Annotated in this window: 25 protein-coding genes and 1 other RNA gene; 8 read left to right on the plus strand and 18 right to left on the minus strand. The window is 67.8% G+C overall.

The window, feature by feature from the left end; translation table 11 throughout:
- Window positions 1-279 precede the first annotated feature (279 nt).
- Together QZ588_RS05445 and QZ588_RS05450 are read left to right on the plus strand one after the other, a co-directional pair.
- Complete coding sequence (locus QZ588_RS05445; protein WP_295540658.1) at window positions 280-891, plus strand: Hpt domain-containing protein; 612 nt, start codon at window positions 280-282, stop codon at window positions 889-891.
- The gene (locus tag QZ588_RS05450; protein ID WP_295540660.1) at window positions 888-1,874 is read left to right on the plus strand and encodes a diguanylate cyclase; all 987 of its coding nucleotides are present in this window, start codon (window positions 888-890) and stop codon (window positions 1,872-1,874) included. The genes QZ588_RS05445 and QZ588_RS05450 overlap by 4 nt, the downstream gene beginning before the upstream one ends.
- Window positions 1,875-1,877: 3 nt before the next feature.
- Here QZ588_RS05450 and minE read toward each other — a convergent pair whose 3' ends face one another.
- The 8 genes from minE to ffs all read right to left on the minus strand — a co-directional run bounded on the left by minE (window position 1,878) and on the right by ffs (window position 7,643).
- Complete coding sequence (gene minE / locus QZ588_RS05455; protein WP_295540662.1) at window positions 1,878-2,141, minus strand: cell division topological specificity factor MinE; 264 nt, start codon at window positions 2,139-2,141, stop codon at window positions 1,878-1,880.
- 3 nt (window positions 2,142-2,144) lie between these two features.
- On the minus strand, window positions 2,145-2,954 hold the full coding sequence (gene minD / locus QZ588_RS05460; RefSeq protein WP_295540664.1) for a septum site-determining protein MinD: 810 nt from the start codon (window positions 2,952-2,954) through the stop codon (window positions 2,145-2,147).
- An 82-nt stretch (window positions 2,955-3,036) separates the two neighbouring features.
- The gene (gene minC / locus QZ588_RS05465; protein WP_295540666.1) at window positions 3,037-3,834 is read right to left on the minus strand and encodes a septum site-determining protein MinC; all 798 of its coding nucleotides are present in this window, start codon (window positions 3,832-3,834) and stop codon (window positions 3,037-3,039) included.
- Between the two features lie 208 nt (window positions 3,835-4,042).
- A complete protein-coding gene (locus QZ588_RS05470) occupies window positions 4,043-4,390 on the minus strand; it encodes a histidine triad nucleotide-binding protein (RefSeq protein WP_295540668.1) in 348 nt (115 codons plus the stop codon).
- Between the two features lie 45 nt (window positions 4,391-4,435).
- Window positions 4,436-5,032 (minus strand): recombination mediator RecR, encoded by a 597-nt coding sequence (gene recR / locus QZ588_RS05475; RefSeq protein ID WP_295540669.1) that lies wholly within the window; start codon window positions 5,030-5,032, stop codon window positions 4,436-4,438.
- Between the two features lie 34 nt (window positions 5,033-5,066).
- Window positions 5,067-5,390, minus strand: a complete 324-nt coding sequence (locus QZ588_RS05480; protein WP_295540670.1) for a YbaB/EbfC family nucleoid-associated protein — start codon at window positions 5,388-5,390, stop codon at window positions 5,067-5,069.
- Window positions 5,391-5,523: 133 nt separating this feature from the next.
- Window positions 5,524-7,356, minus strand: a complete 1,833-nt coding sequence (gene dnaX / locus QZ588_RS05485; protein ID WP_366929534.1) for a DNA polymerase III subunit gamma/tau — start codon at window positions 7,354-7,356, stop codon at window positions 5,524-5,526.
- 190 nt (window positions 7,357-7,546) lie between these two features.
- Window positions 7,547-7,643: signal recognition particle sRNA small type (ffs, locus tag QZ588_RS05490), an RNA gene on the minus strand.
- A gap of 195 nt (window positions 7,644-7,838) precedes the next feature.
- Here ffs and QZ588_RS05495 point away from each other — a divergent pair.
- Window positions 7,839-9,146, plus strand: a complete 1,308-nt coding sequence (locus QZ588_RS05495; protein ID WP_295540671.1) for a hypothetical protein — start codon at window positions 7,839-7,841, stop codon at window positions 9,144-9,146.
- An 83-nt stretch (window positions 9,147-9,229) separates the two neighbouring features.
- On the opposite strand, the gene QZ588_RS05500 is transcribed toward QZ588_RS05495, so the two are convergent.
- On the minus strand, window positions 9,230-9,979 hold the full coding sequence (locus QZ588_RS05500) for an SDR family NAD(P)-dependent oxidoreductase (RefSeq protein WP_295540673.1): 750 nt from the start codon (window positions 9,977-9,979) through the stop codon (window positions 9,230-9,232).
- 228 nt (window positions 9,980-10,207) lie between these two features.
- Between QZ588_RS05500 and QZ588_RS05505 the strand changes: the two genes are divergently transcribed.
- Together QZ588_RS05505 and manA are read left to right on the plus strand one after the other, a co-directional pair.
- A complete protein-coding gene (locus QZ588_RS05505) occupies window positions 10,208-10,984 on the plus strand; it encodes a protein-L-isoaspartate(D-aspartate) O-methyltransferase (RefSeq protein WP_295540675.1) in 777 nt (258 codons plus the stop codon).
- A 3-nt stretch (window positions 10,985-10,987) separates the two neighbouring features.
- Window positions 10,988-12,289, plus strand: coding sequence for a mannose-6-phosphate isomerase, class I (gene manA, locus QZ588_RS05510; protein ID WP_295540676.1), 1,302 nt, complete (start codon window positions 10,988-10,990; stop codon window positions 12,287-12,289).
- A 38-nt stretch (window positions 12,290-12,327) separates the two neighbouring features.
- Here manA and QZ588_RS05515 read toward each other — a convergent pair whose 3' ends face one another.
- Entirely contained in the window at window positions 12,328-14,904 is a 2,577-nt protein-coding gene (locus QZ588_RS05515; RefSeq protein ID WP_295540677.1) for a penicillin-binding protein 1A, read from the minus strand.
- A 198-nt stretch (window positions 14,905-15,102) separates the two neighbouring features.
- On the opposite strand from QZ588_RS05515, the gene QZ588_RS05520 reads away from it, so the two are divergent.
- Window positions 15,103-15,774 carry a CerR family C-terminal domain-containing protein gene (locus QZ588_RS05520; protein ID WP_295540679.1) on the plus strand — a complete coding sequence of 224 codons (672 nt, stop codon included), beginning with the start codon at window positions 15,103-15,105 and terminating at the stop codon, window positions 15,772-15,774.
- A gap of 167 nt (window positions 15,775-15,941) precedes the next feature.
- Here the strand turns inward: QZ588_RS05520 and QZ588_RS05525 are convergent, their stop codons facing one another.
- From QZ588_RS05525 to QZ588_RS05545, 5 genes are all read right to left on the minus strand, one after another.
- On the minus strand, window positions 15,942-16,373 hold the full coding sequence (locus QZ588_RS05525) for a DUF971 domain-containing protein (RefSeq protein ID WP_295540680.1): 432 nt from the start codon (window positions 16,371-16,373) through the stop codon (window positions 15,942-15,944).
- A 150-nt stretch (window positions 16,374-16,523) separates the two neighbouring features.
- Window positions 16,524-17,573, minus strand: coding sequence for a ferrochelatase (gene hemH / locus QZ588_RS05530; protein WP_295540681.1), 1,050 nt, complete (start codon window positions 17,571-17,573; stop codon window positions 16,524-16,526).
- 367 nt (window positions 17,574-17,940) lie between these two features.
- Window positions 17,941-18,492, minus strand: coding sequence for a hemerythrin domain-containing protein (locus tag QZ588_RS05535; protein WP_295540682.1), 552 nt, complete (start codon window positions 18,490-18,492; stop codon window positions 17,941-17,943).
- 144 nt (window positions 18,493-18,636) lie between these two features.
- Window positions 18,637-20,421, minus strand: coding sequence for a TrkA family potassium uptake protein (locus QZ588_RS05540; RefSeq protein WP_295540684.1), 1,785 nt, complete (start codon window positions 20,419-20,421; stop codon window positions 18,637-18,639).
- Between the two features lie 58 nt (window positions 20,422-20,479).
- The gene (locus QZ588_RS05545) at window positions 20,480-20,863 is read right to left on the minus strand and encodes a DUF6394 family protein (protein WP_295540685.1); all 384 of its coding nucleotides are present in this window, start codon (window positions 20,861-20,863) and stop codon (window positions 20,480-20,482) included.
- Window positions 20,864-21,065: 202 nt separating this feature from the next.
- On the opposite strand from QZ588_RS05545, the gene QZ588_RS05550 reads away from it, so the two are divergent.
- Window positions 21,066-22,043, plus strand: coding sequence for an alpha/beta hydrolase (locus QZ588_RS05550; protein WP_295540687.1), 978 nt, complete (start codon window positions 21,066-21,068; stop codon window positions 22,041-22,043).
- Here the strand turns inward: QZ588_RS05550 and QZ588_RS05555 are convergent.
- From QZ588_RS05555 to thrC, 3 genes are all read right to left on the minus strand, one after another.
- Window positions 21,995-22,258, minus strand: coding sequence for a hypothetical protein (locus QZ588_RS05555; RefSeq protein ID WP_295540689.1), 264 nt, complete (start codon window positions 22,256-22,258; stop codon window positions 21,995-21,997). The genes QZ588_RS05550 and QZ588_RS05555 overlap by 49 nt on opposite strands.
- Before the next feature lie 134 nt (window positions 22,259-22,392).
- Window positions 22,393-24,102 carry an alpha-isopropylmalate synthase regulatory domain-containing protein gene (locus QZ588_RS05560; RefSeq protein WP_295540691.1) on the minus strand — a complete coding sequence of 570 codons (1,710 nt, stop codon included), beginning with the start codon at window positions 24,100-24,102 and terminating at the stop codon, window positions 22,393-22,395.
- A gap of 285 nt (window positions 24,103-24,387) precedes the next feature.
- Complete coding sequence (gene thrC, locus QZ588_RS05565; RefSeq protein ID WP_295540693.1) at window positions 24,388-25,773, minus strand: threonine synthase; 1,386 nt, start codon at window positions 25,771-25,773, stop codon at window positions 24,388-24,390.
- Between the two features lie 678 nt (window positions 25,774-26,451).
- On the opposite strand from thrC, the gene QZ588_RS05570 reads away from it, so the two are divergent.
- Window positions 26,452-26,706 (plus strand): DUF4212 domain-containing protein, encoded by a 255-nt coding sequence (locus QZ588_RS05570; protein ID WP_295540695.1) that lies wholly within the window; start codon window positions 26,452-26,454, stop codon window positions 26,704-26,706.
- The last annotated feature ends 2 nt before the right edge of the window (window positions 26,707-26,708 follow it).

Raw genomic sequence — 26,708 nt, forward strand, 5'->3', positions numbered from 1 at the left:
GCGGTTGATCGGCGCATCGCACAGATGGACATCCGGCATCACCAACGACGTAAGGACATCGAGCGATATTACAGGGATAATGATCCTGACGGCGCGAATGATACTGGTTGAGTCAGGGGAGCGGAATTAATCTAACAAAGTAGTACTAGCAAGGTCTTCAGAGCCAGGCTGCCCGCAAACGGCTTGCGACCCCTGAACTGAAGATCGGTCCGTCGTCTGACAGCCGCTGACCTCGATCCATCACAACAAGGATTGAAACCTCCAACGTCGAAAGACGCCATGCACGGGCCCGCGGCCGCCATGACACCACCCCACCCCTTTGACCTGGAGACAACCCGGCGGCGACTGGGCAACGACGAGGCGCTGCTGCGAGCGCTGTTGAGATCGTTCCGGCAATTCGCCTGCGACTGGCCCGCCGAGTTTGCCGCCGCCCACGCCCAGGGCGATCACGACGCCGGCGTGCGCTTGGCCCACACCCTGAAGGGCGCCGCGGCCAATGTCGGCGCGGTGCAGGTTCAGGCCGCTGCGGCTATGCTGGAAGCAGCCCTGGTCGCGGGGCCGAGCCGGCGCGCCTGGATGGCCGGGTGGCCGACTGCCTGGCCGCACTCGAGACCGCGCGTGCCGCCTTGGATGACGATGGCCACGCAGAAACCAGTGCAGGCGGCGCGGGGCGGTAGCCCCGATCTGGCGGGGGCACGCGCCGACCTGGCCGAGCTGGAAGCGCTGCTGCGCCACCACCGTCTGGTGTACGACCCGTTGCTCGTACGCCTGCGCAGTCATCTCAGCGGCTATACTATGGGCGATCTCGAACGGCTGTGCGCCCAGATCCAGGCCTTCGACGACAAGCGCGCATTGGCGACGCTGATTGTGATGCGAGAACGACTGCGATGATCGATTTCGACGCCGACGGCGTCGACTGCAGGCTGTCTTTGGTGGGCGCCACGCCGGGTCGGCCGCGCCTGCTGCTGGTGGATGACGACCCAACCAGCCTGCGTCTGGCCGCCGGCATCCTGGATGCGGACTACGCTCTGCGCGTGGCCACCTGCGGTGGCGACGCCCTGGCACTGATCGTCGACAGGCCTGAGCTGATCCTGCTCGATCACCATCTGCCGGATATCGACGGCCTGGAGGTCTGTCGCCGGCTCAAGGCCGATCCACGCAGTGCGAATATCCCGGTGATCTTCATCACCGGCAACCAGGATCCGGTGCTGGAGGCGGCGGCACTGGAAGCCGGCGCCGTCGACTTTGTCACCAAGCCCTATTCGACTGCAGTGCTGCGTGCGCGCGTGCGTACCCACATCGCCCTCAAGCGCAAGACCGACCTCCTTGCCCAGTTGGCCTGGCACGATGGCCTCACGGGCGTGGCCAACCGGCGCACCTTCGACCAGCGGTTTCAACAGGAGTGGCGCCTGGCCCAGCGCCACCAGACACCCCTGTCGCTGGTCATGATCGATGCCGATCACTTCAAGGCCATCAATGATGACTTCGGCCATCAGGCGGGTGACCAATGCCTGCGTGACATTGCCCGTTGTGTCGCCACCCAGCTCAGGCGTCCGGGTGATCTGATCGCGCGCTATGGTGGCGAGGAGTTCGTGCTCTTGCTGCCAAAAACCGACGCCGCCGGTGCCAGCCATGTCGCTGAGGCGATCCGCGTCGCCGTCGAGGGCGCCTTCGCGCGGGCCGCCGACGCGGGTGGCGACGCTCCACGTCTGACCGTGAGTGGTGGTTGTGCCACCCACACGCCCGCGGTGGGCGATGCGCCGGAGGTCTTGCTACAGCTGGCCGATCGCAACCTGTATCGCGCCAAGGCCGCCGGGCGCAATCGTGTGGAGCCCCCGCCGACGACCGCCGGCCCAACGCCGGCGCCTTGGTGACAACTAACTGCGGCTGCCGTCCGGCAGCACGATGTTGAGCTCCAGAAATTCTTGCTCGTCGTCCTGCTCGTAATTGACCGATACGGCATCGAGGTCGACTTCCACGTATTTGCGGATGACCTCAAGGATTTCCTGCTGGAGCTCGGGCAGGTAGGACGGGCGGTTACGAAACGCCCGGTCGTGCGCCACCAGAATTTGCAGCCGCTCTTTGGCAACGGACGCCGAGCCTCTGGGGCGGTTGGAGCGGAAAACGTCGAGTAGACCCACGGTTTACCCCCGGAAGAGTCGGCTGAAGATGCCCTTTCGCTCCGTTGCAAGGAACCGCATCGGCAGATCCTCGCCGAGATAGCGTGCCACCATGTCGTTGTAGGCCTGTCCGGCATTGGATGCGTTGTCGAGCACCACCGGGATGCCGGCGTTCGAGGCGTTCAGCACCGCCTGCGATTCCGGAATCACGCCGAGCAGGTTGAGCGACAAGATCTCCTGCACGTCGTCGACGCCCAGCATTTCACCGCGCTCCACCCGATCCGCGGAGTAGCGCGTCAGCAGCAGATGCTCTTTGATGGGCTCGTCGCCCTGCTTGGCACGCCGCGATTTGCTGGAGAGGATGCCGAGCATGCGATCGGAGTCCCGCACCGAGGAGACTTCCGGGTTGGTGACCACCACGGCGTCGTCGGCGAAGTACATGGCCATGGTGGCGCCATGCTCGATGCCCGCCGGTGAATCACAGACGATGTAATCGTGTCCCTTGCTCAGTTCTTCAAGCACCTTACCGACACCTTCGGGCGTCAGGGCTTCTTTGTCGCGGGTCTGCGACGCGGGCAGGACGTAGAGGCTGTCGCAGCGCTTGTCACGAATCAGGGCCTGGTTCAGATTCGCCTCACCGTTGATGACATTGACGAAATCGTAGACGACGCGCCGCTCGCAGCCCATGATGAGGTCCAGATTGCGCAGGCCGACGTCGAAGTCGATGACCACGGTGCGATGACCCCGCTGTGCGAGGCCCATGGCCATCGCGGCGGCGGTGGTGGTCTTGCCAACCCCGCCCTTGCCCGATGTGATGACGATAGTTCTGGCCAAAGAGATTCTCCAAAGCGCTGATTTGAAGATGATTATTACGATTCAATCGACGCGGCTTCCGGCATGCCCGGCAACTGCCGTCTCAGCCCATCGGCTCGATACGCAGTACGTCATGATCCAGGAACACCTGGACGCTGTGGCCCTTTAACTCCGCCGGAATATTTTCACTGACCCGGTAATGGCCGGCGACGGAGACCAGCTCCGCCTGAAGATCACGGCAAAAGATGCGCGCACTGAGATCGCCCTGCAGACCGGCAATCACTCGCCCGCGCAGCGGGCCATAGACATGAATGTTGCCGTCCGCCATCAGCTCGGCGCCGGAGCTCACGGGTCCGACCACCGTCAGGTCGCCGCCCGCGGCATAGATGCGTTGTCCAGAGCGCACGGGTCGGTCGATCAGCAGCGAGCCGACATGGCCCGGCGCCTCCGCCGGCTGTGCCTGGACTTCGGCGGCCGGCGGGCTCGCCGCCGGTGCGGCTCGTTCGGCCCAGGGCTCCGCCGCCGCGCGGGACGTGCGGCCGTTATCGCCGAGGATGGCCAGTTCCATGGCGCGGGCGGCCTCGTTTTGCTGCGTGCTGCCCCCGCGCACGCCGACGGGGATCATGCCGAGCCCGCGCAGCACGCCCACCAGCTGTGGAAAGGCAACGCTGCCTCCCTGCGGCGGCAGCGCGCCCAGCTCGATGACCACGGGCGCGTTTTGGAAAAAACCGGGCGCCTGCTCCACCTTCGGGGCCAGTTCGGCTTCCACGGCGTCGATGTCGAGCGCCAACAGCCGGATCACCGGCAGGGTAAAGCTCGAGGCCCTAAGCTCGAAGGCGGGGGCTTTCTGGGTACCAGGGTTGCTGTGGTCGACGCTGTCGGGGACTGTTTGCACGGCCATCGGCGGGGGTTTGGACTCCTTGGGCTCTCCTTGAGACAGGCACCGAGCGGCGCCCCAGCGTAAATCGGCGCATGCTAACCCCTGGCGCAGAAACCTGGAAGCCACAACGGCTGTCCGGCGGTTAGCATGCGGCGCGATGTCGGTCTTCGACCGGCATTGCACGGCCGTCGGCGGCCGTGCGGGCGTTGGCTACGGGGGTGGCCCGCCGTCAGCCCGGCGGCCACTGCAGCGGCCGGCCACCCAGCAGATGGACGTGGAGGTGATACACCGTCTGACCACCATCGGCGTTACAGTTGATGACGGTGCGATAGCCGTCTTCGGCGAAGCCCTCCTGGGCGGCGACTTTGGCGGCGGCCAGGAACAGCCGGCCGATGAGCTCGGCATCGTCGGGGCCGGCATCGTTCAGTGTCGCAATGGGCCGGCGCGGGATCACCAACACATGGGTGGGCGCCTGGGGGTTCAGATCGCGGAAGGCCACCACATGCTCATCCTCGTAGACGAGGTCTGCGGGGACCTCGCCGCGGGCGATCTTGCCGAAAATGGTGTCGTTGGACATGGCGAATACACTTTTAATTAAGGTGAGAGCACGCAGCGCTACGAATCAGAAGCCTGTGCGTCCGGCGAATGCGTGCGCCAGGGTGCCACCATCGACGAACTCCAGCGCCCCGCCCAGGGGTACGCCGTGCGCGATGCGGGTGATACGCACCCCGCTGCCGGCGGCGAGGTCGTTGATGTAGTGCGCCGTGGCGCTGCCTTCCACGGTGGGGCTGATGGCGAGGATGGCCTCGCGCACCTCGCCACCGTGCAGGCGCTCACCGAGCAGTTCCAGGCCCAGTGCTTCGGGGCCGATGCCGTCGAGGGGCGATAACCGTCCGCCGAGCACGAAGTAGCGCCCGCGGTAGTCGGTGGCCTGCTCGATGGCGGCGATGTCCGATGGCTGCTCGACGATGCAGAGGATGGCGGCATCACGCACGGGGCTGGCGCACAGGGCACAAAGCTCGCGCTCGGTCAGCGTGCGGCACTCCCGGCAATGACCAATGCGCGCCATGGTTTCGGCCAGCACCCGGGCCAAGTGCCGACCGGCGTCGCGATCGTGCTCGAGCAGATGAAAGACCATCCGCTGGGCTGACTTGGGACCAACACCCGGCAGACAGCGCAGGGCCTCCACCAATTGCTCCAGCAGACTCGACTCGGACATTGCTCGGTACCGCAAACCCCATCGGGGTGCAGGCTCAGAACGGCAGCTTCATCCCCGGCGGCAGGGGCAGACCACTGGTGATATCCGCCATCTGCTCTTTGGTGCGCTCGCCGACACGGCGCACCGCGTCGTTGGCGGCTGCGGCCACCAGATCCTCCAGCATCTCTTTGTCGTCGCCCATGAGCGTCGGGTCGATCTGCACCCGCTTGATCTCGTGTTGGCAGGTCATGGTGACCTGCACCATACCGCCGCCGGCCTCGCCGGTGACCTCTTCTTTTGCGAGCCGCTCCTGCGCTTCCTTGAGCTCGGTTTGCATCTTTTGCGCCTGCTTCAGCATGTCGCCCAATGCGCCTTTCATTTCACTACCTCTCGGTTGTTCGTCGTCGGGGGCGCAGGCCGCGCCGGCGCCCGTTGCTCACCGCACCTTATCCGCTCAAATGGCCGTCGCGTCCAGCGCGGCTCCGCACCCACGGCTGCCGGGTAGCGCTGTTTCAGGCGCAGTCGTTGGGGCGGATGCTGCCCGGCACCCAGTCGGCGCCGAAACGGCGTTTCAGCGCCGAGGCGACGGCATCGGTGTCCATGGTGGCTTCCGCCGCCGCGACACGCTCCGCCGCGCTGCGGGCCTCGCGCCCGGCCGGGGTCTCGGCCAGCAGTTGTGCGCCGGTTGGTTGCTGTGCCGGCGCCGCGCCGGCGTCGCCATCGGCCTGGGTCACATCGATGCGGAGTGCCACCTCGCCGCCCAACCCCGCCGCGAGGGCGGCGGCGAGTCGCTGTTCGGCACCGCTGGCACGCAGATTCGCCAGGGAAGCGGCCAAGCTCAGGCGCAGTGTCCTGCCGTCCCAGGACGCCAGCGCGCAGTGCGTCGCCAATTGCCGGGTGAGCCCTTCCAGCGGCAGGGATGCCACCAGCCGATGCCAATCATCGGCGTCGCGCAGCGCCGGCGCTGGCATGGCGCCCGCGGCGGTGCGTGGTGCGCTCTGAGCACGCGTCGCCGCCACAGCGGGCTGCGACGCGCCGGCCTGCCCAGCGGCGGGGTCGATGCCCGCGGCGGCATTGGCGACGGCGGCGTTGGCGGCGGGCCTGGCCCCGTGCACCGGCGCCGCGCGGGTCTCGGCGCGCGGCGACGTGACGGTTGTGGATACCGCGGGGCCGTCGCCTGCGGGGCCGCCGCCGCCACCAGCGCCGCCAGCGCCGCCAGCGCCGCCACCGGCGTCGTCATCGGCACGCGCAGGCCGGAAGGCCAGCGCCCGCAGTAGCACCATCTCGAAGCCGGTGCGCGGGTCCGGCGCCAGCGGCAGATCCCGCTGCCCCGTCAGCAGCACCTGATAGAACAGTTGCACGTCCTCGGCGGGAAGCGCGGCGGCGAGTCGACGCAGTGTCTCGGCGTCCGGGTGGTCAGCGGCCACCGACGTCGGCACCTGCTGGGCCAGGGCGATGCGATGCAGCAGCGTGATGAGCTCCGTCAGCACCGCGGCGAAGTCCGGCGTCAGTTCCATGAGCCGATCCACTTCCGCCAGCACGCGCTCGCCGTCGCCGGCCGCCAGCGCCGCCACCAATGCCGGCACCAGGTCTCCCGTGTGGGTGCCGAGCATCCGGCGCACATCGTCGGCCTGCAGCCTGCCGCCACCGAAGGCGATGGCCTGGTCCAGCAGACTCAGGCCATCGCGCATGCTGCCGTCGGCGGCGCGGGCCAGGAGCCCCAGGGAGGCATCGTCGCAATCGATCCCCTCGGCGGCCAGCACCTGGCGAAAGCGGCCCTCGATCTGCTCGGGCAGCAGGCGCTTGAGGTGGAGCTGCAAACAGCGCGAGAGCACCGTCGCCGGCAGCTTCTGCGGGTCCGTGGTGGCGAGCACGAACTTCACATGCTCCGGCGGCTCTTCCAGCGTTTTCAGCAGCGCGTTGAAGCTGCTGGCGGAGAACATGTGCACTTCGTCGATGAGATAGACCTTGTAGCGCCCGCGCACCGGCGCGAAGGGCACGTTATCCAGCAGTTCCCGGGTCTGGTCGACCTTGGTGCGCGAGGCGGCATCCACCTCGATGAGGTCCACGAAGCGCCCGCCGTCGATCTCCTGGCAGGTGGCACAGGTGCCACAGGGGGTCGGCCCCACACCCTGCTCGCAGTTCAGGGTCTTGGCGAGGATGCGTGCCAGCGTCGTCTTGCCGACGCCGCGGGTGCCGGTGAAGAGGTAGGCGTGATGCAGCTGGCCGCGCTCGAGGCCGTTGGAGAGGGCCTGGACCACATGGCCCTGCCCCACCAAGTCGGCGAAGGCGCGGGGGCGCCATTTGCGGGCGAGCACCTGATAGGTCATGGGCTGGTCGGGCACGCGTGCGCCCGCTCGAAGAAGATCCGCAACATGGTCGCAGTGTAACCCAGCGGTGGCGGTTGCTCAGCCAAACTCTGACTTGGGGAATCAGCGGAGGCACGTGCCATGCGAGCCGTCGCCCGTTGTTGCATTTGGACGGCGGCGAGGCCCGGTGCCTTGTAAGAATGCGCGAATCATAAGGGGCGGCGGGCGCCACCAGCCACACCCCGGCACACACTGCCACCGCTGCGGCTGCTCCCTTCCGGGCCTGACCGGATTCACGGTTTCGCGTTGCGGGGGGACCGGTGGTGCCCACCATTGATCAGCCGTGCGGACAGCGCCGCACGCAATGGTGCAAGGTATCAGAGCATACCGAGGTCCACAAGCAGCGGCGTCGCGGGCAACGCTTTCGAGTCGGGGCGACGCCGGGGGTATCCAGTAGAATCTGCAAGCCCAAACCGCGAAGACCCCCGACCCTAGCGTCCAAACGATCCATGCTTCGAATGCCGTTGCTCCTGCTCGCCTTATTGCCGCTGCCCGCCGTCGTGCCCGCACAGGACCGGGCCGCCGACGTCGGCGCTGAGACCGCGGATACAGCCACCGCAGACCTCACCGACAGGGCGCTCGAGCTCTGGCAGCGATCGACCCAGCAGGCGGACGCCTGGTGGGAGCGCTCCCGCGACACCGCCGGCGAGTGGTGGCAGCGCTCGCGCCAGGTCTGGGACAGCGCCCGGGACTCTTTGACACCCCAAGAACGCGACGCCTTCGGCGAGGTCTGGATCAACGTCGTGCCCAAGCTGGAGGAGACGGTCGCCCTGCAGGAGGCGCAACGGGACTTGCCCGAGAGGGCATGGTTCCGACGCGACCAAGACGATGCCCAGACGGAGATCGACGCCTTGCTCGACGCCGCCGTCGGCATTCTGTCCACCTCCCCGGTGCAGCGCTACCGCGAGCGCATCGGCGCCTTGGAGCAGACCATCGCGAACGCGCGCGCCGATATGGACCGCTTCCGCAAGGCGCGGGTGGCGGCCCCCGAGCAATCCGTGATGGAGCGCAGCGTGAGCGATTACGACCGGCTCATCGACGAGCGGGCGCAGACCATCGCCCGTGCCGAACAAGCGCTCGCGGCCATCAAGCAGCAATTCGCGGCGGAGCTGCGCGGCATGGGGCTTGAGCTCTCGGACGAGCAGCTGGAGTTCCTGCTGTCGACGGTGGTGGGCGACAACATCGTCGACCTGGGTATCGTCTTCGACAACGTCAAGGCCGTCACCGCGCAGCTGGAGGCCTTGATGGCCGAGAGCGGCGAGGATCTCGACAGCGCCCGGCGCTACTACGGCATGTACCTGGTGCTGCTGCGCGCCCTCAACCAAATGCACCTGGACGTGGAGCAGGCCATCGATCAGCGCTACGTTCCCGAGATCAACGACATCGCCGGCCGTGCCCGACAGCTGTCGGCGGAAACCCGCGCGCTCAAGCGCGAGCACCCGCAGAAAGCGGCCATCCTGGACGCCAATCTGGAGGCCCAGCAGCTGACCCTGCGGGCCGCCGATGTCTATCGCCGTTATCTCAAGGAGCAGGGCCAGCAAGTCGCCGCCGCCCGTGAAGCGCTGCAGCGGGACATCGCCGCCGCATGGAACACCTACGAGACCGTGCGTGTCTCCGGCGAGCTGGTGGACCTGGTGCAGTCCAGCCAGCAATTGCTCGACGGCCTATTGCGCCGACAGGTGCCGGCGCTGCAGCCGTTTCAGAACCTGCAGATGCAGCGCGAGCTCTCCAAGCTGACCGAGCAGCTGCGTGCCAGCGGCGGGTGACCGGCGCTACACCGATGTTGCCGGGCGCATCGGCGCCGTCGGCGCCGTCACGGACTCACGCCGGCCGCACCGGCGACGACATGCTAGCCGTGCTCCAATGGCAGGGTCGTCAGCACCGGCGCGTCGGCGGCGGTGACGGGATCGAAGGCGAGCTCCAGCATGCGGTCGGCGACGAACGCCGGCGAGCTGAAGGCGTCCCTGGCCTTGAAGTCCAGGAACTTCTGTACCCGCGGAAACTGCTGCGGGGAGCAGCTGCGGATCAGTGCCTGCATCTCGGTGTCGATGATGCCGGGGGCGACGGCGTGCACGCGCACACCGCCGTCGGCCTGTTCCAGCGCGATGACCTCGCTCATGCGCTCGACGGCGGCCTTGCCGGCGCAGTAGGCGGACCAGCCGGCGTAGGCATTGCGTGCGGCGCCAGAGCTGATATTCAGCAGCACGCCGTCACCGCCACGCGCGTGCACATGGCGGATGAAGGCGCGGCTGCCGTTGAAAACGCCCGTCACGTTCACCTGGAGATGCAGCGCGACCTGCGCCGGATCATTCTCGTGCAGCGGACCGATGGGCACCAGCAGTCCGGCGTTGTTGATCCACAGATCCACCCGGCCGAACCGGGCGACGGCTTCGGCACAGAGCTGCGCCATGGCCTCGGCGTCGGTCACGTCGGCGGCCTGGGTGAGGAGACTGGCGGCGTCGCCCGCCAGCTGCGGGCGATGGCGGGCGCAGGCGGCCACCCGCAGCCCCCGCTGCAGGAACCGCGTCGCCAGCCCCGCACCCAGCCCGCGGCTGGCGCCGGTGATCACCGCCGTCTTGTCGGTCAGATCCATCGTCATCGCCCCCTCGTCGTCAGGTAGAAGTACAGCAGGGCCGGGCGAGCTATGCGGGCCCTGGCCAACAGCATACGGGTGCGGCTGCGTGGGCGCATCATCGGGCGCAGCGGTGCACGTTGGTGCGACGGCTGTGGGCGGTGCTACTATTCAAGCGTGCCCCGCCAGGGCTCCGTCTGCAATGACCGTTGCGCAGCCGTTGCGCAAGGGCGCTTTCGACCGACGGCCGCCGCCATGCACACATCTCGCCGCCCACAGCGTCCGTCAGCCCTGCTCGCGCCGGTGCTGCTGCTCGGCATCGTCGGCATGGGCCTCGCCGCCGGCCTGCTCCCCGCCGACGACGGTCCCTCCGAGGCCGCCCGCCAGCGCATGGTGGACGCCATCGAACAGCATGTCGCCACCACTGCGGCGTCTCTGGGCACCGACCAGCTCGACCCGGCGGTGATCCAGGCCATGCGCCGCGTCCCCCGCGAAGCATTCGTGCCGCCGGCGCTGCGCAGCCAGGCCTATCAGGACAGTCCGCTGCCCATTGGCGCGGGCCAAACCATCTCCCAGCCTTACATGGTCGCGGTGATGAGCCACCTGGCCGGGGTCGAGGCCGGTGACCGGGTCTATGAGCTGGGCACCGGCTCCGGCTATCAGGCGGCGGTGCTCGCCGCCATGGGCGTGGAAGTCTACAGCGTCGAAATCGTGCCCGAGCTCGCCGAGCGGGCCGCCGCCACGCTGCAGCGCCTGGGCTACGCCAACGTCCATGTGCGTGCCGGTGACGGTTATTTGGGATGGCCCGAGGCGGCGCCCTTCGACGCCGTGGTGGTCACCGCCGCCCACCCGACGATCCCCGAGCCATTGATCGAGCAGCTCGCGGTGGGTGGGCGCCTGGTGATGCCCGTGGGCGCCACACACGCCATCCAGCAGCTCACCCTGCTCACCAAACAAGCGGACGGTCGCCTGCGCGAGCGTGCGCTGCTGCCGGTGCGCTTCGTTCCCATCACCGGCGACAACGCCCGTTGAGCCATGGCGGCGGCCAACGGCGGCGGCTCGCGCGCAGACCAACGCCTGGCCGCGGACGCCATCGCCGCCTACGCCCGCAAGCCCCATCCGGTGGCGCTGTGCTGCGGCGTTCACCACTACGGCTGGGGCGACCGGCGTTTCATCCCGCAACTGCTCGGCGCCGAATCGCCGGCGGTCGAACCGCAAGCGGAGCTCTGGATCGGCGCCCACCCCGATCTGCCCGCCACCGCCTGCCTGCATCCCGCCCGGGTACCACTCGATGTGCTCGTCGCCGCGCTGCCGGAGGCCGTGCTCGGGGCCGCGATGGTCGCACGCTTCGGCGCCACCCTGCCCTTCCTGTTCAAGGTGCTTGCGGCGGCGACACCGCTGTCGATTCAGGCCCATCCGAACCGCACACAGGCGGCGAATGGCTGTTTGCGCGAGGACCGCCTCGGCCTTGCGCTGAACGATCCCGGACGCAGCTATCGCGACCGCAATCACAAGCCCGAGCTGCTGGTGGCGCTGACGGACTTCCATGCGCTGCGCGGCTTTCGCCCGCTGGAAGCGATCGCCGCAGAGCTGGTGCGCTGGCCGTCCCTGGCGGATCTGGGCCGGCGTTTCGACGCCAGCACGCACGGGCTGCGCACCCTGTACGCGGAGTTCATGCGCCTGCCGCAGGCGGCCGTCGACGCACGCCTGGCGCCGCTGGTGACGGCGGCGCAGCGCAGGTGCTCAGACCCCAAGGATACGAGCCGCGAGCGCTGCCGCTGGCTGCTGGCGGCGCACCGGCGATACTCCCCGCGCGGTCACTACGACCGCGGCCTGCTGTCATTCTTGCTCCTGAACCTGCTCCACCTGCGTCCGGGGCAGGCCATCTTTCTGCCCGCCGGCGAGCTGCACAGCTATCTGCAGGGCGCGGGCCTGGAACTGATGGCCAACTCCAACAACGTGCTACGCGGTGGCTTGAGCGCCAAGCATATCGACGTCGATGCGCTGCTCGAGGTGCTGCGCGTCGATCCGCATGTACCGCGGATCATGGCACCGCAGACGGCGGCGCACGATCCGCGCTGGCAGATCTACGCGCCGCCGGTGGCGGAATTCTCCCTGCGGCGGCTGCGGCTGGGGGTCGGCGACGCGGCACCACTGGAACCCCATGCCGTGATGCTCGGGCTGGTGCTGGATGGGACGCTCCACATCGACGGCGCGGCCTCGCGACTGCGGCTGCACCGCGGCGGTACCTGCCTGTTGCCGGCGGGCGCCCAGTTGCAGATCACATCCCGCGGCGGTGCGGATCTCGCCCTGGCGACGACCGCCGCGTGCGGTTGACGGCGGCATCGGCCGGCGCCCGGCGGCGCTGCGCCGGCTCAGAACAATTCGTCCATCACCCGCGGGGCGCGGCGCCGGGAACCACGCCCATCGGCTCCGTCGGCGTTCGCGTCATCGCCGGCGGCGGCGTATTGCACCGGATCCGGACCCAGGGTCATCAGCGCGTATTCGCTGCGAATGTGCTCCAGCACGCCGCCGCCGGTGGTCGCCTGGCCCGTGGTCGCGCTCACACGCACGGGCACCATGCCCTCGGGACGCTTGATCTCGGCGATGGGCTCGTCCGCCAGTGCGTCCGCCATGAACTCGACCCACATGCCGAGCGCCGCCGTGCCACCCCATTCACCGGCACCGAGGGGCCGGTTGTCATCCATGCCCATCCAGGCGACGACCACGAGCCGGGGCATGTAGCCGGCAAACCAGGAGTCGCGCGAATCGTTGGTGGTGCCGGTCTTGCCAGCCAGGTCGGAGCGTCCCAGCCGCCGCGCACGCTTCGCCGTGCCATCCGTGATGACATCCTGCAGCATGGAATGCATGTTGTAGGCAATGCGCGGATCCAGCACCTGCTGCGCCAGCGGGCTGTCGGCGGCGTCCAGCCCCAGGGTTTGGGCCGCATCTGCCTCCGGCTCCAGCCAGCAGTCGACACAGGCCCGCGGCGGCTCGGCCTGGAACAACAGATTGCCCGCGGCGTCTTCGATGCGCTGGACGATATGCGGCTCGACCCGGTAGCCACCGTTGGCGAACACCGCATAGCCCGCCGCCAGCTGCAACGGCGTCGAGCTGCCGCTGCCCAGGGCGAGCGCGTAATTGCGCGGTATATCCTCCATGCCGTAGCCGAACCGTTGCAGAAAATCCCGCGTATAGTCGATGCCCATGCGGTGCAGCTGATTGACGACGGCGAGGTTGCGGGACTTGGCGAGCGCCACCCGCATGCGAATCGTGCCCATGTACTTGTCATCGGCGTTCTTCGGACGCCAGCGCCCGAAGCTGGTGCGGGTATCGCTCATCAGGCTTGCGGGCGTGTAGCCTTTGCCCAATGCGGCGGCGTAGACGAAGGGCTTATAGGTCGAGCCGGGCTGGCGGCGGGCGTCGGTGACCCGGTTGAACTCGGACCATTCGAACGAATAGCCGCCAGAGACGGCGCGAATGGCACCGTCGGTGGGCGACACCGCCACCAGGGCGCCGCCCACGGTGGGTACCTGGGCGAGGATCCAACTGCCCTTTTTGTTCTGGCGCATGCGGATGACGTCGCCGGCGGCGACGACCCGGTCGACGCGGGATTGCCGTCGACCCTTGGCGTTCTCGTTGATGTACTCGCGCATGTGGCTGACCTGCCACAGGCGCAGCTCGCGGGTCGCGCCACCGCCGAGGTAGACCTGGGCCGCATCCGCATCCGCCTCCAGCACCACGCCCACCGGCAGATCGGGCACGACTGGACGCTCGGCGATGTAGGCGTCCAGCGCCTGCGGGCTCATGTCGGCAACACGCTCGAGCCGGTCTTCCGGTCCGTGGTAGCCGTGGCGGCGGTTGTAGTCCATGAGGCCGCGGCGCAGCGCCCGATCGGCATCCGTCTGCAGGGTCTCGTCGATGGTCGTGATGACCTTCAGCCCGAGGCGGTAGGCCTCCTCCTCACCGAAACGATCCACCATGGCCTGGCGCGCCATCTCCGCGGCATAGCCGGCCTCGAACTCGACGGGGGTGACATGGCCTTCTGCCGTCACCGGCGAGGCCCGGGCCGTGCGGTGCGCGGCTTCGTCGATGTAGCCGAGCCGCAGCATGCGGTCGAGAATCCAGTCCCGACGCTCGCGTGCGCGCTGCGGGTCCGCCAGCGGATTGTTGGCGGACGGCGCCTTGGGCAGGCCGGCGAGCATGGCCATCTGCGCCAGCGTCAGCGCGTCCAACGGCTTGCTGTAGTAGAACTCGGCGGCGGCGGAGATGCCGTAGGCGCGGTTACCGAAGAAGATCTTGTTCAGATACAGCTCCAGGATCTGCGCTTTGCTCAGGGTGGCTTCCATGCGCATGGCGAGCATGATCTCCGTGAGCTTGCGCTTGACCGTCTTCTCGGGTGTCAGGAAGACGTTGCGCGCCACCTGCATCGGGATGGTGCTGCCACCCTGGGTGGCTGCTCCGGCCCGCGCCACGGCGTAGGCGGCCCGGGCCAGGCCGATGACGTCGATGCCGCGGTGGGCGTAGAAGCGGCTGTCCTCGGCGGCGAGGAAGGCGTTGACCAGGTCGGGCGGGATGTCTTCGAAGTCCACGGCGCGGCGGCGCTGCGCGCCATACTCGGCCATGAGGGAGCCGTTGGCGGTGTAGATCCGCAGCGGTTCCTCGAGCTTGATCTCGAGCAGCGCCTCCACCGCCGGCAGCTCATCCTGAATGCTGCCGAGCAGCACGGCCGCGCCGAGGAGCCCGATCAACGCTACGTCCAGGGGTAGGGCCAGGGGCGTGGCCACCAGGCGCGCAAACCAGGTCGTGACGCCGAACGGGGCGTGACGCCGACGCGTGGCCTGCGGCGGGCGCGGCCCGCCGCCGCGGGCGGCCGTGTGGCCGACGACCTGCGTCTGCGTGCGATCCGGGCGGGCGGTCGTCGCGGAAGGGGCTGATTTGTTCGTGCTCAAGGCCTGTGACCGCTGCTCGTGGGCAAGCGCCGCGACGGCCGGGCCCGTGGCTGGGCTGCGGCGGTGTGCGGACATCCGCTTGATGGTACATCAGTGCCCACGCAGCGGACCAGGCGGAGGACGGCGGGCGCGCCCCCACCGTCGCTTGGGTTAAACTCCCGTTACCAGAGACCCAAACGGCAGGTCGGGCGCGGGCGCGTGGCACAACGGGCAGGGGCAACGGCGAACGGCGGCGGCACCCGCGAGCGCCTTCTGGAGGCGGCGCTGGAGGTGTTCGCCGAGCATGGCTACGAGGCCGCCACCATTCGCGAGATCTGCAGCCGCGCCGGCGCCAACGTCGCCGCGGTCCACTACCACTTCGGCGATAAGCGGCGGCTCTACGAAGCCATCTACGGCACCCTGTTCGAGACGCTGCGACAACGCCGCACGGACTTTCTCCCCGCCGACGCGCCCGCGGCCGAGCGCCTGCGGGTCTATATCCGCGCGCTGTTCGAAGAGATCTTCTGCTGCGCCGGCAACACCGAGCGCCAGGTGCAGCTCAGCACCATCTATCTCACCGAGATGGCGAGCCCGAGCGAGGTGCTCGATCGCATCGTCGCCGAGCATCTGGAGCCCGATGCACGTGAGCTCTACAGCATCGTCGGCGAGTTGTTGGGGGACGGGCCCGATGATCCGCGCACCATCGATTGCGCCGCGAGTGTGATCGGCCAAGTGCTGTACTACCACCACGCGGGCCCCATCATCAGCCGGCTGCACCCGGAGCGGCCCCCGGTGCCAGAGCGACTGGAGCCATTGATCGAGCACGTCTGGCGTTTCGCGCTCGCTGGCATCGAGCGTTGCGCCATGACGAGCGCGTCGGGCGACGGCTAGGCCCACCGCCGGGCGGCGGCTCCTGGCCCCATGGCACGCTGCTCAGTCGAGCCCCCGGCGACGGGCCGGGGGCTTGGGGGTCGCGCGCAACAGGGGCTGCGGGAATGCTGAAGGTTTGGGGCCCGCGGGCGGATCAGACGCATGCCAGCGCCTTCTGCGGCCCACTCTCAGACGGCGTCGTGGGCTGGCAGCGTGGCTGGCTGTTCGCCGCGGGCCCGCATCGCCTCGAAGGGGTCGTCGATCGAGCGCCTGCGGCCGACCTCGGCGAGACGGCTCAGATAGTCCTGCCACAACGGCTGCCAGCCGCGTCCGAGCTTGTACAAGTATTGCCAGTCGTACAAACCGGATTTGTGGCCGTCATCGAAGACGATCTTCACCGCATACGTGCCCACCTGTTGGATATCGCGGATGTTGACGTACTCCTTGCCCACTTGCAGCTTGGCTTGGTCGGGTGTGTGACCGCGCACCTCGGCGGATGGGGAGTATACACGCAGGTATTCGCAGGGCAGCCGAAAATGCGCGCCGTCATCGAAGCTGATCTCCAGCACGCGGGCGGACTGATTGAGCTTGAGCTCGGTGGGGAGGGGATGCTTGTCCATAGGATTTGTCCGGCGGCGCTGCCCGCACGGACGGCGCCTGACATTGGGTGTTGGCTTGATGCTCCGGCGGAGACAGATACGGACGCCGGCAGCCGATGACAACCGCATCCGCCGGCGGCGGGCGCGCGGCGGGACGTTGCGGTGATGGCGTCACCAGTCTTCGGCGATGCCGGTCATCTCCGGCCAGCCACAGGCGTGGCGCTCCACCAGCCCCAGCATCATTTCCAGGTGCCGCGGGTCGTCATTGAGGCAGGGAATGTAGTGATACTCCTCACCGCCGGCCTCGAGGAAATATTCGCGGTTCTCCACGTCGATCTCCTCCAGCGTTTCCAGACAATCCGCCGAAAAGCCGGGTGCGATCACATGCACCTGCTTGACGCCATCGCCGCCCCAGAGCTTCAGGGTTTCGTCCGTGTAGGGCTGGAGCCATTCATCGCGACCAACGCGGGACTGGAACGACACCAGCCAACGGTCTTCCGGCAGGTCGAGGGCCTCCACCACCATCCGTGCCGTCTTGTGGCAGTGACAATGGTAGGGATCGCCGGCCATGAAGTATTTCTTCGGAATACCGTGGAACGAGAACAGCAGCCGCTCGGGCTCGCCGTGCTCGTCCCAGTAGGCGCGGATGCTGTGCACCATCGCGTCGATATAGTTCGGGTCGTCGTGGTAATGATTGATGAATCTCAGCTCCGGCAGCCAGCGCCAGGTGCTGAGCTCGTCGGTCACGGCGTCGAACACCGAAGCGGTGGTGGTGGCGGAGTACTGCGGATAGAGGGGCAGCACCAGCAGACGTCGGACATTGGCCTGCTTGAGCCGCTCCAGTGCATCCGACACCGACGGCCGCCCGTAGCGCATGCCGAGCTCCACGCGGACCCCCTCGCCGAAGCGGGCATCCAGCAGGGCGCGCAGGCCATTGGCCTGGCGCTGGGCCACATCCAACAGCGGCGAGCCGCGCTCGGTCCAGACGGATTGGTAGGCGCGTGCCGAGCGACTCGGGCGCACCCGCAAAATGACGCCGTGCAGCACCAGCCACCAGATGGGGCGGGGTAGCTCCACCACCCGCGGGTCGTTCAGAAACTCGGCAAGATAGCGGCGCACCGCCGTTGGCGTGGGGGCATCGGGTGTGCCGAGATTCAGCATGAGCACACCGAGACTCTCGGGGGTGCCGTGCTCAAAGCCAGGTACGTTCTTGTATCGCATGGTGTCGCGAGCGTCAGGTATTCCCTGCCGGCCGTGTTGTCAGGGGGAAGTCGGGGCCTGGGATGGGCGGCATGGCATCGTGCGACCGACGCCGGTGGCCGGCGGCGCGCCGGCGATGCGCTGCGCCTCCCACGAACAACATCGGGGCAGACTCGGCGCAGACAACAGGCCGATCAGGACAATCCGATGTCCGCCGCCATGCCCACCGCCATGCCCACCGCCATGCCCACCGCATGACCGGGCGCCGTCACGAGCGCTAGAGGCAGACGGGCTCGCTACCCCCGGGCCCTGACGAACGCCTCGAGACGCCGCCGCGGCACGGGCCGAGAGCAGCGTGGCTCCCGGCCCGACCCGGCCCAGCGTCATCTCATTGCCTGATCTCGGCCTGCAATTGCCCGTAGAGGGCGCGAAAGCGCTCCGGGTCGGCCTGGCCGAAGACCGGATCATCGGCCGTTGGCGCCCGCGCCTGCAGCTCGGCCCAGTCGGCGTCGGTGAGGCTCGCCAGCGCGATGGGGAAGGCTTCTTCGTCTTCGAGGCGCATGTGCTCGCGCAGCGTCGCCAGCAGTTCGCGCCCCTGCTGCTCGACCTCCTCGCGGGGCAGCACCTCCTCATGGACGATACCTTCCAGCGATTCCCTGAAGCGGCGATTCAGTTGTGCCAGCGACTCGTGCTGGAGCATGAGCCGACGCAAGACATCATGGCCCTGTCCAGGCTGCGCCAGGAGACGCTCGAAAATCAGGTCCTCGCTCGGATGATGCACCTGATCGGCGTAATCGATCATATACTCCAGCAGCTCGCACATGAGCCCATAATCGGGCTCGGAGCCGTCGTGGAAGCGGTCTAGCATGCCCTCGAGCATCACCATCAAGTGCGCGAGCCGGCGGTGGTCCTCGACCAGTCGGTCCAGTAAAGCGTTCATGGCGATCTCCGGATGATGGGATGGCGGCTGGCGCCGATGGGCTGGGCCGCCGCGGCGAGCCCCGACCATATGACAGCGGCGCGCGGGATTCAAACACATACGCCCCGGCCCAACAGGCCACTGGCGGCGGTCCGAGGCGCCGCTTCAATCCCTGTTGTTCCAGTCGACCGGGCTGTCGTCACGCGGATGCTCGGGCAGTGCGGCGCCCTCCTTCGGCACCGCATGTCGTCGACGCTGCAGCCGCAGTAACCATTCCCAGACGACACCGCGCGGCGGACTCGCGCCATGCAGCACGTAAGTGAGCGCATGCAGGTTCTGCAATGTCCACAGCATACTCGAGCGCGCACCACTGCGACCGCAGAACAACAGCTCGTCACCTTCGCGTAAACGATCATCGAGATCGGGCAGCAGGGTGCGGCCGTGCTCGCGGCGGCGCATGAGCACGACCGCCGGCAGCCGGCAGCCGCGATCACGCGGGTCGCGCACCAGGTCTTCGATCTTCGGCAGCGGCTCCTGTGGCCGCAGCCGCAGCAGTGCGTAGGCATCGTCGGCGTCGATGCGCACCTGCCAGACCTCCGGCACTTGATCTTGCACGAGTGCGGTGATTCGGGCGATGAGCTCGCAGGCCCAGGCGTCGTCCTCGAAGCGGGCGTCGTGCACGAACTCCGTCAGCAGCGGTGTGCCCAGCAGGACCCGGATGCGGTTCGCCACGATCAGGCTCGGGTGCATGATGATGTCCGCATCCACGGCATCGAACAGTTGCCGATTCATTAGCTGGTTCTCCCGCAGCACGGTGAAGAGCCCGGGATTCAGCGCCTTGGCGGTCATGACGATGCTCAGGTTGTTGGCGTCGTTGTCGGTGCCGGCGATGATGCCGACGGCGCGGTGGATCGCCGCCTGCTCCAGGGTGTGGGCCTCTGTGCCCGGGCCGTGCACCAGGGCACAGTCGGGCTGGTCGGTGCGCTCCGGATGCGCCTCGATCACCACCAGCTCGAGATCCTGCTGCCTGAGGTGGTTGTAGAGCGCCTTGCCGAAACGGCCATAGCCGCAGATGACCCAGAGTCCATGCGTCGGCGGATGGGCCGACTCGCGCAGCGGGCTGCCGCGCAGCTCGCCGAGCCAGTCCGATAACAGGGTCAGACAGGGTGCCTGCAGCGCCGTGGCGAAATAGCTGGCGAAGGTATCGAAGGGGTCATAGATGTGATCGGTCCCGAAGGAGGCCATGTTGGCCTCGATCTCGTGGGAATCGGCGCGGCAGATGACCTGAGCACCCGGCTGCAGCAGTTTCGCGGCGAGGGCCACCCGCAGATTGACCTCGTTGTCCGAGGTCAGCGCGAGCACGCCGCGGCAGTTCGGCAGTCGCAGCCCCGCCAGCAGCAGGGCGTCGGGGTGGCGTACATCGGCGTGCAGCGCCGGGACGTATTCGCGCAGGCTCTCGAGCTTCAGCAGGTTCACGCGCTCCGCGCTGCTGTCGAGCACCACCGCGCGCTGGCCCCGATCGGTCAAGGCCCGCACCAGACCGCTACCGGTCTGGCCGTAGCCGCAGATCAGGTAGAAAGGGTCGGGGATGTTGCGCACGCGCCGGCCGAAGCGCCCTTCCCGGATGGCCCGCTGCAGGGTCTTGTCTTGCAGCAGCGCGATGAGGGAGCCGATGGAATAGAGCCAGACGATGACCGTCGCATAGACGCAGAAGGTCACCCAGATGCGCTGGGCGCCGGTGAGCGGATACGGGATCTCGCCGAAACCGATGGTGGTTGCCGTGTAGCTGACGAAATAGAAGGCATCGAAGAAGCTCAGATGCACGGTGTTGCCCGCCGTGTCCTCGCCGGGGATCGCCACCAGCCCGGTCATGGCCACCGTGTAGGTCACCAGCAGCGCGAGCAGCGGCGCCCGCATGCGCCGGAAGATCAGAAAGACGATGTTGTCCATGGGCGGGCGGACAGCGGAGGGTGTTGAGGCGAGGGGCAGAGGCCGCCGTGGGCCGCGATCAGCGACGCAGCATCACCGTCTCGACGATCAGCAACACCACGGAGACCACATTGGCCACAACCGCACCCACCGCCAGGGAGACCACGCTCGCGAGGGCATGCGGCGTGAAGCCCGCCGCCGTGCCGTGCGCGGCGATGGTCCAGACCAGCGCACCGGCGATGAGCTGTAACATGGCCACCAGGCTGGTGGCCAAGAGCACGGCACCCATCTGTGTGCGATCGCCGAGCTTTAGCACCGTAGCAATGGCATTCACCACCACCACCGCGGCGAACTCCCACACGTGGTGATGGCCCGGCTCGTCGATGTCGCCGAAGACGAAGCCGACGTTCAGGGTCAGGGCCAGGAGAATGAAAAAACCGAAGACGACCTTTTCCGGATTCACCTGTTTACTCCAATCAGACAACATGGCCCGGACAGCATGACCCGGACAACATGACCCAGCGCGCCCCGTGCTGCACGGGCCGACCGCGCGACCCCAGCGTGGGCCGCGCCGACGCAAGCCGCGCCAGTGAGGCGGCGCATCATCGGCGCAGCGGTGGGGCGATTGCAACCATCGCCGTGCACAGACCACAGGACATCGCAGCATGACACAACAGCGCCCCCCGGCCGGCAGTAGCACCCCCGCAGCAGCGCAACTGCCGCCGGCACTCTCGGCACCGCTGGCGCAGCTTCACACCCGCAGCGCCGGGCGCATCGCCTACTACGCTGACACCACGGCCGACGGCCGGCCACTGCTGCTGGTTCACAGCATCAATGCGGCCCCCAGCAGCTTCGAGGTCAGGCCGCTGTTCGAGCACTTCCGCGGCGAACGCCCGGTCTATAGCATCGAGCTGCCGGGATTCGGGCAGTCCGAGCGCAGCGACCGCGTCTATTCTCCGGCCCTGTACGCCGACGCCATCGGCGCCGTGCTGGCGCAGGTCATCGGCCGGCCCGCGGACGTGCTGGCACTGTCGCTGAGCGCGGAATTCGCCGCTCGCGCCGCACTGGCGGCACCCGAGGCCGTGGCCTCGCTGGTGTTGATCTCACCGACGGGCTTCAGCGCCCGCGCCATGCCGGGCCCCAACACCGGCCGCGTGGCCTATCGGGCCCTGAGCCTGCCGTTGTGGCGCCAGCGGCTGTTCGACCTGGTGGCGTCCAAGCCCAGCATCCGCTACTACCTGAGCAAATCCTTCATCGATGCGGCACCGCAGGCGCTGGTGGATTACGCCTACAGCGCCGCGCACCAGCCGGGGGCACGCTATGCGCCGCTGTATTTCCTCTCCACCCAGCTCTTCACCCGCGATGCCCTGTCGGCACTCTACGCCAAGCTCACGCAAATGCCCGTGCTCGCCATCGCCGACCGGGACCCTTATGTCACGTTCGAGCAGCTGCCTGAGTTTGCGGCGGCCCGGCCCAATTGGCGTCATGAAACATTAGCGCCGCACAAGGGCCTGCCGCACTGGGAGCACCCGCAGGCCACCTGCCGGCTGCTGGAGGCCTTCTGGCGCGGGGATCAGTCGCCGGATGGTGGCGATCAGCCGCCGCCGGAGCGACGTCCCAGCAGCAGTGCAGCCCCCAGATAGAGGGCGCCGCCGATCACCAGCGTCGCTTCGGCGGCGACGAACCAGAGGACGAACAGAAAGCCCACCTGTCCCCATTGCAGGCCGTCGCCGCCGGCGGTGGCGACCTCCCCTGGGGTCTGATGCAAGAAGGTGATGGCGGTCATGATGAACGCGATCATCGCCGACCAGGCCATGGAGATGGCGAGCAGGGACGGGACTTTGCTGGTGCGTGGCATGGTTTTGGCTCGGTTGGTGACACGACGCGGCGGCGGCGCGTCGCGGTGGAGGCTGCGGGTGATTGCCGGGCGTGGAGCTTTCGGCCCCGGCGGTGCGCCGCCGACGGCGACACGCAGCAGAGGCCGAGGATCGATCAGGCGACGGACTGGGTCGCGCTTGTAGGCTCGGCGCCGGACGCCGGGGCCGCGCCATCGGCCGCACGCTCGATCTCAGTGAGGGACCAGTGCACGACGAGATTCAGCATCCGCATCGTTGCGTTGATGGACGCGAACACCTGGTTCGCGTGCACCCCGCGGGTCTTGAACTCACCACCGCGCCTGCCGCCGAAGCCACCCCCGCCGCTCGGGGCATCGGGCAATCCCGGTGCTTCGCTGCCGGGCGCCGTCGCCGGGCCGGGCGCCGGCACACCGCCGCGGTGGGCCCAGGTGATGGTGCACTCGGTCAAGGCATCGGTGCGACCGCCCTTGGGGATGCGCACTTCGTAGTCCAGCAGCCGCGGCAGGGTGAGGCCGGCGCGAGTGGTGATCTCCGCCAGCGCCCGGTTGAAGGCATCGAAGCCGCCGTTACCGCTGCCGGCGGCGGTGTGCACCGTATCGTGCAGGCGCAGCTTGATACTGGCGGTGGACTGCAGGCCCAGGCTCGAGGAGACGTTGCAGGCGAGGAGCTCGGCGTGGTTGTAATCGCTGGAGTCCAGCACCTCGGCGATGATAAACGGCAGATCCTCGAACGTGATGCGCTTCTTGGAGTCGCCGAGCTCGACGATCCGCGCCAGCACCTTGCGCTGCTGCTCCGCGGACAGCTGCACACCCAGACGCTCCAGGTTCTTCGCCAGCGAGGCCTTGCCCGCGAGCTTGCCCAGGGCATACACCCGGCGGCGGCCGAAGCGCTCCGGCGACAACCTGGTGGCGTAGAGCCCGCCCTTGTGGTCGCCGTCGGCGTGGATGCCGGCGGTTTGGGTGAAGACATCCTCGCCGACGATGGGCGCGTTGTCGGCGATGCGCTTGCCCGAGAAGTACTGCACCAGCTCGCTGGCGCGCGCGAGGTGCTGCTCGTCGATGGACAGCGCCATGCCGAGCTGGTCGCGCAGGTTCACCACCACCTCGGCCAGTGAGGCGTTGCCCGCGCGCTCGCCCAGGCAATTGACCGTGCAGTGCACACAGGCGGCGCCGGCCTGGGCGGCCGCCACCACGTTGGCGGTGGCGAGGCCGTAGTCGTTGTGCGGATGAAAATCGAAGCGGCAGCCCGGGAAGCGGCGGATCATATCCATGATCGCCGTGAAGACACGCTCCGGGGTCATGACCCCCAGGGTGTCAGGCAACATGAAATGCTCGACGCCGCTCTCGCACAGACGCTCCATGAATGCGTAGACATAAGCGCGATCGTCGGCATAACCGTTGGACCAGTCCTCCAGGTACAAATTGACCCTGAGGCCGCGCTCGCGTGCCAGCGCCACGTTGCGCAGGATGTCACCGGCATGGGCGTCCAGCGTCTTGCGCAGCTGCGTCTCGCAGTGCTTGCGGCTGCCCTTGGCGAGGAGATTCATGACGCCACCGCCGGCGTCCCGAATCCAGTCGATGCTCTTGCCGTCGTCGACGAACCCGAGCACCTCCACCCGGTGATCCAGGCCCTTGTCCCGCGCCCAGTCGACGATGTGCGCCACCGCCGCCTGTTCGCCGCGGGAGACACGCGCCGAGGCCACCTCGATGCGGTCGAGGCGCAACTGCTCGAGCAGTACCTGGGCGATTTGCGCCTTCTCGTCCGGCGAAAAGGCGACGCCCTGGGTCTGCTCGCCGTCGCGCAGGGTGGTATCGAGAATCAGGATTTGGCTCTGGTCGGTGCTCATGGTCTCGCTCTCCGGCCCGGCATCCGGTCTTGCGGGGTATGGTGCTGGCGGCGTCCGCCGCGCCGCGGGCCGCCTTGGGAGGACGGCGCCCGGCCCTGCCCGCGGGCGTCGCCGGTCTTCGCCAATGGCGGCCGGGGAAGCGCCGACTCACCGGCGTTTACCTGCCGGGGCAGGATGCCCCGCCCTGTCCGGCGGCACAAGCCGCCGGCGATGCGGAAACCGGGCAACGGCGATTTCCGGCGCCGTGCCATGCTTGGCCGCAATGGCCAACAACCCGCGCTCGCCTCACGCGGTGGCGAGGGTGGCCTCGATGTGCTCGCGCAGCGCGACATCGCTGGCCTCGAGCTCGTCACAGCGCACGGGCTTGTCCATCAGTCCGGACAAGGCCGGGGGCGGCGGCGCTTCGCGGCCGATGGCCTCGCGCACGGCCTCGTTGAACTTCGCCGGGTGCGCCGTGGCCAGCACGACGGTGTCCGGTGCATCGCGCGATGCCGCGGCACCCACGGCGGTGTGCGGACAAAGGATGTAGCCGCTGGCGTCGAAGGTCTCACGCATCTGCGCCAGGGTGTCGGCATCGCTCACCGCGGCGGCGGCGAAATCGGCGCGCACCTGTCCGAGGCGCTCGGGCTCGACGGTCAGCGCGCCGGTTTGCTCCAGGTCCGCCAGCTTCGCGCGCACGGCGGCGGGATCCTGGTCCAGGAGATAATACAGGTATCGCTCGAAGTTGGACGCCACCTGGATGTCCATGGCCGGGCTCAGCGTATGGAACACCTCGCCCTTGGCGTAGACACCATCGGCGACGAAGCGCGTCAAGATGTCGTTACGATTGGTGGCGATGACCAGCCGATCCACCGGCAGACCCATGCGTCTGGCCAGGTAGCCGGCGAAGACGTCGCCGAAGTTGCCGGTGGGGACCGCGAAGCTGACGCCGCGCGCCGGATCGCCGCCGGTGATTCGGCCCCAGGCGTAGAAGTAGTAGACGGTCTGCGCCAGAATCCGCAGCCAGTTGATGGAATTGACGGCGCCGAGGCAGTGTTGCGCCTTGAACTCCAGATCCTGGAACAGGGTCTTGACCAAGTGCTGGCAGTCATCGAAGGTGCCGTGCACGGCGATATTGTGCACATTGGCGTCCAGCACCGTCGTCATCTGCCGCTCCTGCACCGGCGAGACCCGGCCTTTCGGGTGCAGGATGAAGATGTTGATGCGCGGCTTGCCACGCACACCGGAGATGGCCGCGGAGCCCGTATCCCCGGACGTGGCGCCGAGGATATTGAGCCGGCCCCCGTCTCGCTCCAGCAGGTATTCGAACAGATTGCCCAGCAGTTGCAGCGCAACATCCTTGAACGCCGCCGTCGGCCCGTGGAAGAGCTCGAGATACGTGCGCCCACCGGCTTCGCGAAGGGGCGTCACCTCCGGATGCGAAAAACCGGCGTAGGACTGATTCACAAGCCGCGCGAGGTCTTCGCGTGGAATCTCGCCGCCGACGAAGGGCGTCATGACCTCCAGCGCCAGGGCCTGGAACGGCAACTGCGACCAGTCCCGCAGCATATCGGCGCTCACCTGCGGCAGTTGCGCCGGCACCAGTAGGCCGCCGTCGGTGCCGAGCCCCATCATCAGGGCATCGGCGAAGCCGACCGGCGCGACGCCGCCGCGGGTGCTGATGTAGTGCATGTAGCCTCCTCGCTGATGCGCTGGGCGGGCTCGGCGGCCAACGGCCGGGGACGGTACGAAACCCTGCAAGTTAGGCAAATCCCGCGACGGGCGCAAGCTCGGCACCCCCGCCTCAGCAAGATCGCACTCGGGCCAGGACACTCGGGCCGGGATCGGTATCGGGCCCATCGCGTGGCATCCGATACCCCATCGGCGACGCCGCCCCGAGCGGCCTTGGGCAACATCAAGGCCTGAGCGCCGCGGACAAAATCCCTGCAGCAACGCCGGGCTCGAGGCCACACACCTTTGTTTTTCAGGTTTTTTAGAGCCACGGCAGCAGCGGGCCTGGTGGCCGGCCAGACGCGCCGGGCAGTCTCGCCCTGCCCCGGCGCATCCGCCCACTGCCACCCGCAGCAAACACGAAACCGCAACATCCGGCCAAAATAATCATAATTATTGATTTGGCGAGCCCTGCACTGCGTCCGCCGACGTTGACACCTCATGAGTGCCAGCAACACAATGCGCCGGCAGCCATGTCCTCGCCCTGCGCGCGGTCATGGACTATGACAACAACGCTGAGGGGTCGCGCAGGCCAGCCCGTGCGCTGCGGTATTTTGTGTCGGGCCGCCATCGTCGGCCTCCCGCCGAGCGTCCACATCCAGCCAATCGATTCCTGTCTCAGAGGGAGGGACAACACCGGTGACACCCGAAAATCGCGCCGCCTATTGGAAGGCGAATGTTCGATTATTGTTCATTCTGCTTTTCTTTTGGTTCATCGTCTCCTATGGTCTCGGTATCATCCTGGTCGAGCCACTCAACAGCATCCAGATCGGCGGCTATCCGCTCGGCTTCTGGTTCGCACAGCAAGGCTCCATCTATGTCTTCCTGGTCCTTATCTTCATCTACGCCGCAGCCATGAACCGGCTGGACAAGAAGTTCGACGTCGACGAGTAATG

The organism is uncultured Thiohalocapsa sp., from assembly GCF_913062725.1.
Taxonomy (GTDB): Bacteria; Pseudomonadota; Gammaproteobacteria; order Chromatiales; family Chromatiaceae; genus Thiohalocapsa.

Coding starts and splice junctions, on each gene's coding strand:
- QZ588_RS05445 (WP_295540658.1), top strand. CDS start 280: ATGCACGGGCCCGCGGCCGCCATGACACCACCCCACCCCTTTGACCTG.
- QZ588_RS05450 (WP_295540660.1), top strand. CDS start 888: ATGATCGATTTCGACGCCGACGGCGTCGACTGCAGGCTGTCTTTGGTG.
- minC (WP_295540666.1), bottom strand. CDS start 3,834: ATGGCCGTGCAAACAGTCCCCGACAGCGTCGACCACAGCAACCCTGGT.
- QZ588_RS05470 (WP_295540668.1), bottom strand. CDS start 4,390: ATGTCCAACGACACCATTTTCGGCAAGATCGCCCGCGGCGAGGTCCCC.
- recR (WP_295540669.1), bottom strand. CDS start 5,032: ATGTCCGAGTCGAGTCTGCTGGAGCAATTGGTGGAGGCCCTGCGCTGT.
- QZ588_RS05480 (WP_295540670.1), bottom strand. CDS start 5,390: ATGAAAGGCGCATTGGGCGACATGCTGAAGCAGGCGCAAAAGATGCAA.
- QZ588_RS05495 (WP_295540671.1), top strand. CDS start 7,839: ATGCCGTTGCTCCTGCTCGCCTTATTGCCGCTGCCCGCCGTCGTGCCC.
- QZ588_RS05500 (WP_295540673.1), bottom strand. CDS start 9,979: ATGACGATGGATCTGACCGACAAGACGGCGGTGATCACCGGCGCCAGC.
- QZ588_RS05505 (WP_295540675.1), top strand. CDS start 10,208: ATGCACACATCTCGCCGCCCACAGCGTCCGTCAGCCCTGCTCGCGCCG.
- manA (WP_295540676.1), top strand. CDS start 10,988: ATGGCGGCGGCCAACGGCGGCGGCTCGCGCGCAGACCAACGCCTGGCC.
- QZ588_RS05525 (WP_295540680.1), bottom strand. CDS start 16,373: ATGGACAAGCATCCCCTCCCCACCGAGCTCAAGCTCAATCAGTCCGCC.
- hemH (WP_295540681.1), bottom strand. CDS start 17,573: ATGCGATACAAGAACGTACCTGGCTTTGAGCACGGCACCCCCGAGAGT.
- QZ588_RS05535 (WP_295540682.1), bottom strand. CDS start 18,492: ATGAACGCTTTACTGGACCGACTGGTCGAGGACCACCGCCGGCTCGCG.
- QZ588_RS05540 (WP_295540684.1), bottom strand. CDS start 20,421: ATGGACAACATCGTCTTTCTGATCTTCCGGCGCATGCGGGCGCCGCTG.
- QZ588_RS05550 (WP_295540687.1), top strand. CDS start 21,066: ATGACACAACAGCGCCCCCCGGCCGGCAGTAGCACCCCCGCAGCAGCG.
- QZ588_RS05555 (WP_295540689.1), bottom strand. CDS start 22,258: ATGCCACGCACCAGCAAAGTCCCGTCCCTGCTCGCCATCTCCATGGCC.
- QZ588_RS05560 (WP_295540691.1), bottom strand. CDS start 24,102: ATGAGCACCGACCAGAGCCAAATCCTGATTCTCGATACCACCCTGCGC.
- thrC (WP_295540693.1), bottom strand. CDS start 25,773: ATGCACTACATCAGCACCCGCGGCGGCGTCGCGCCGGTCGGCTTCGCC.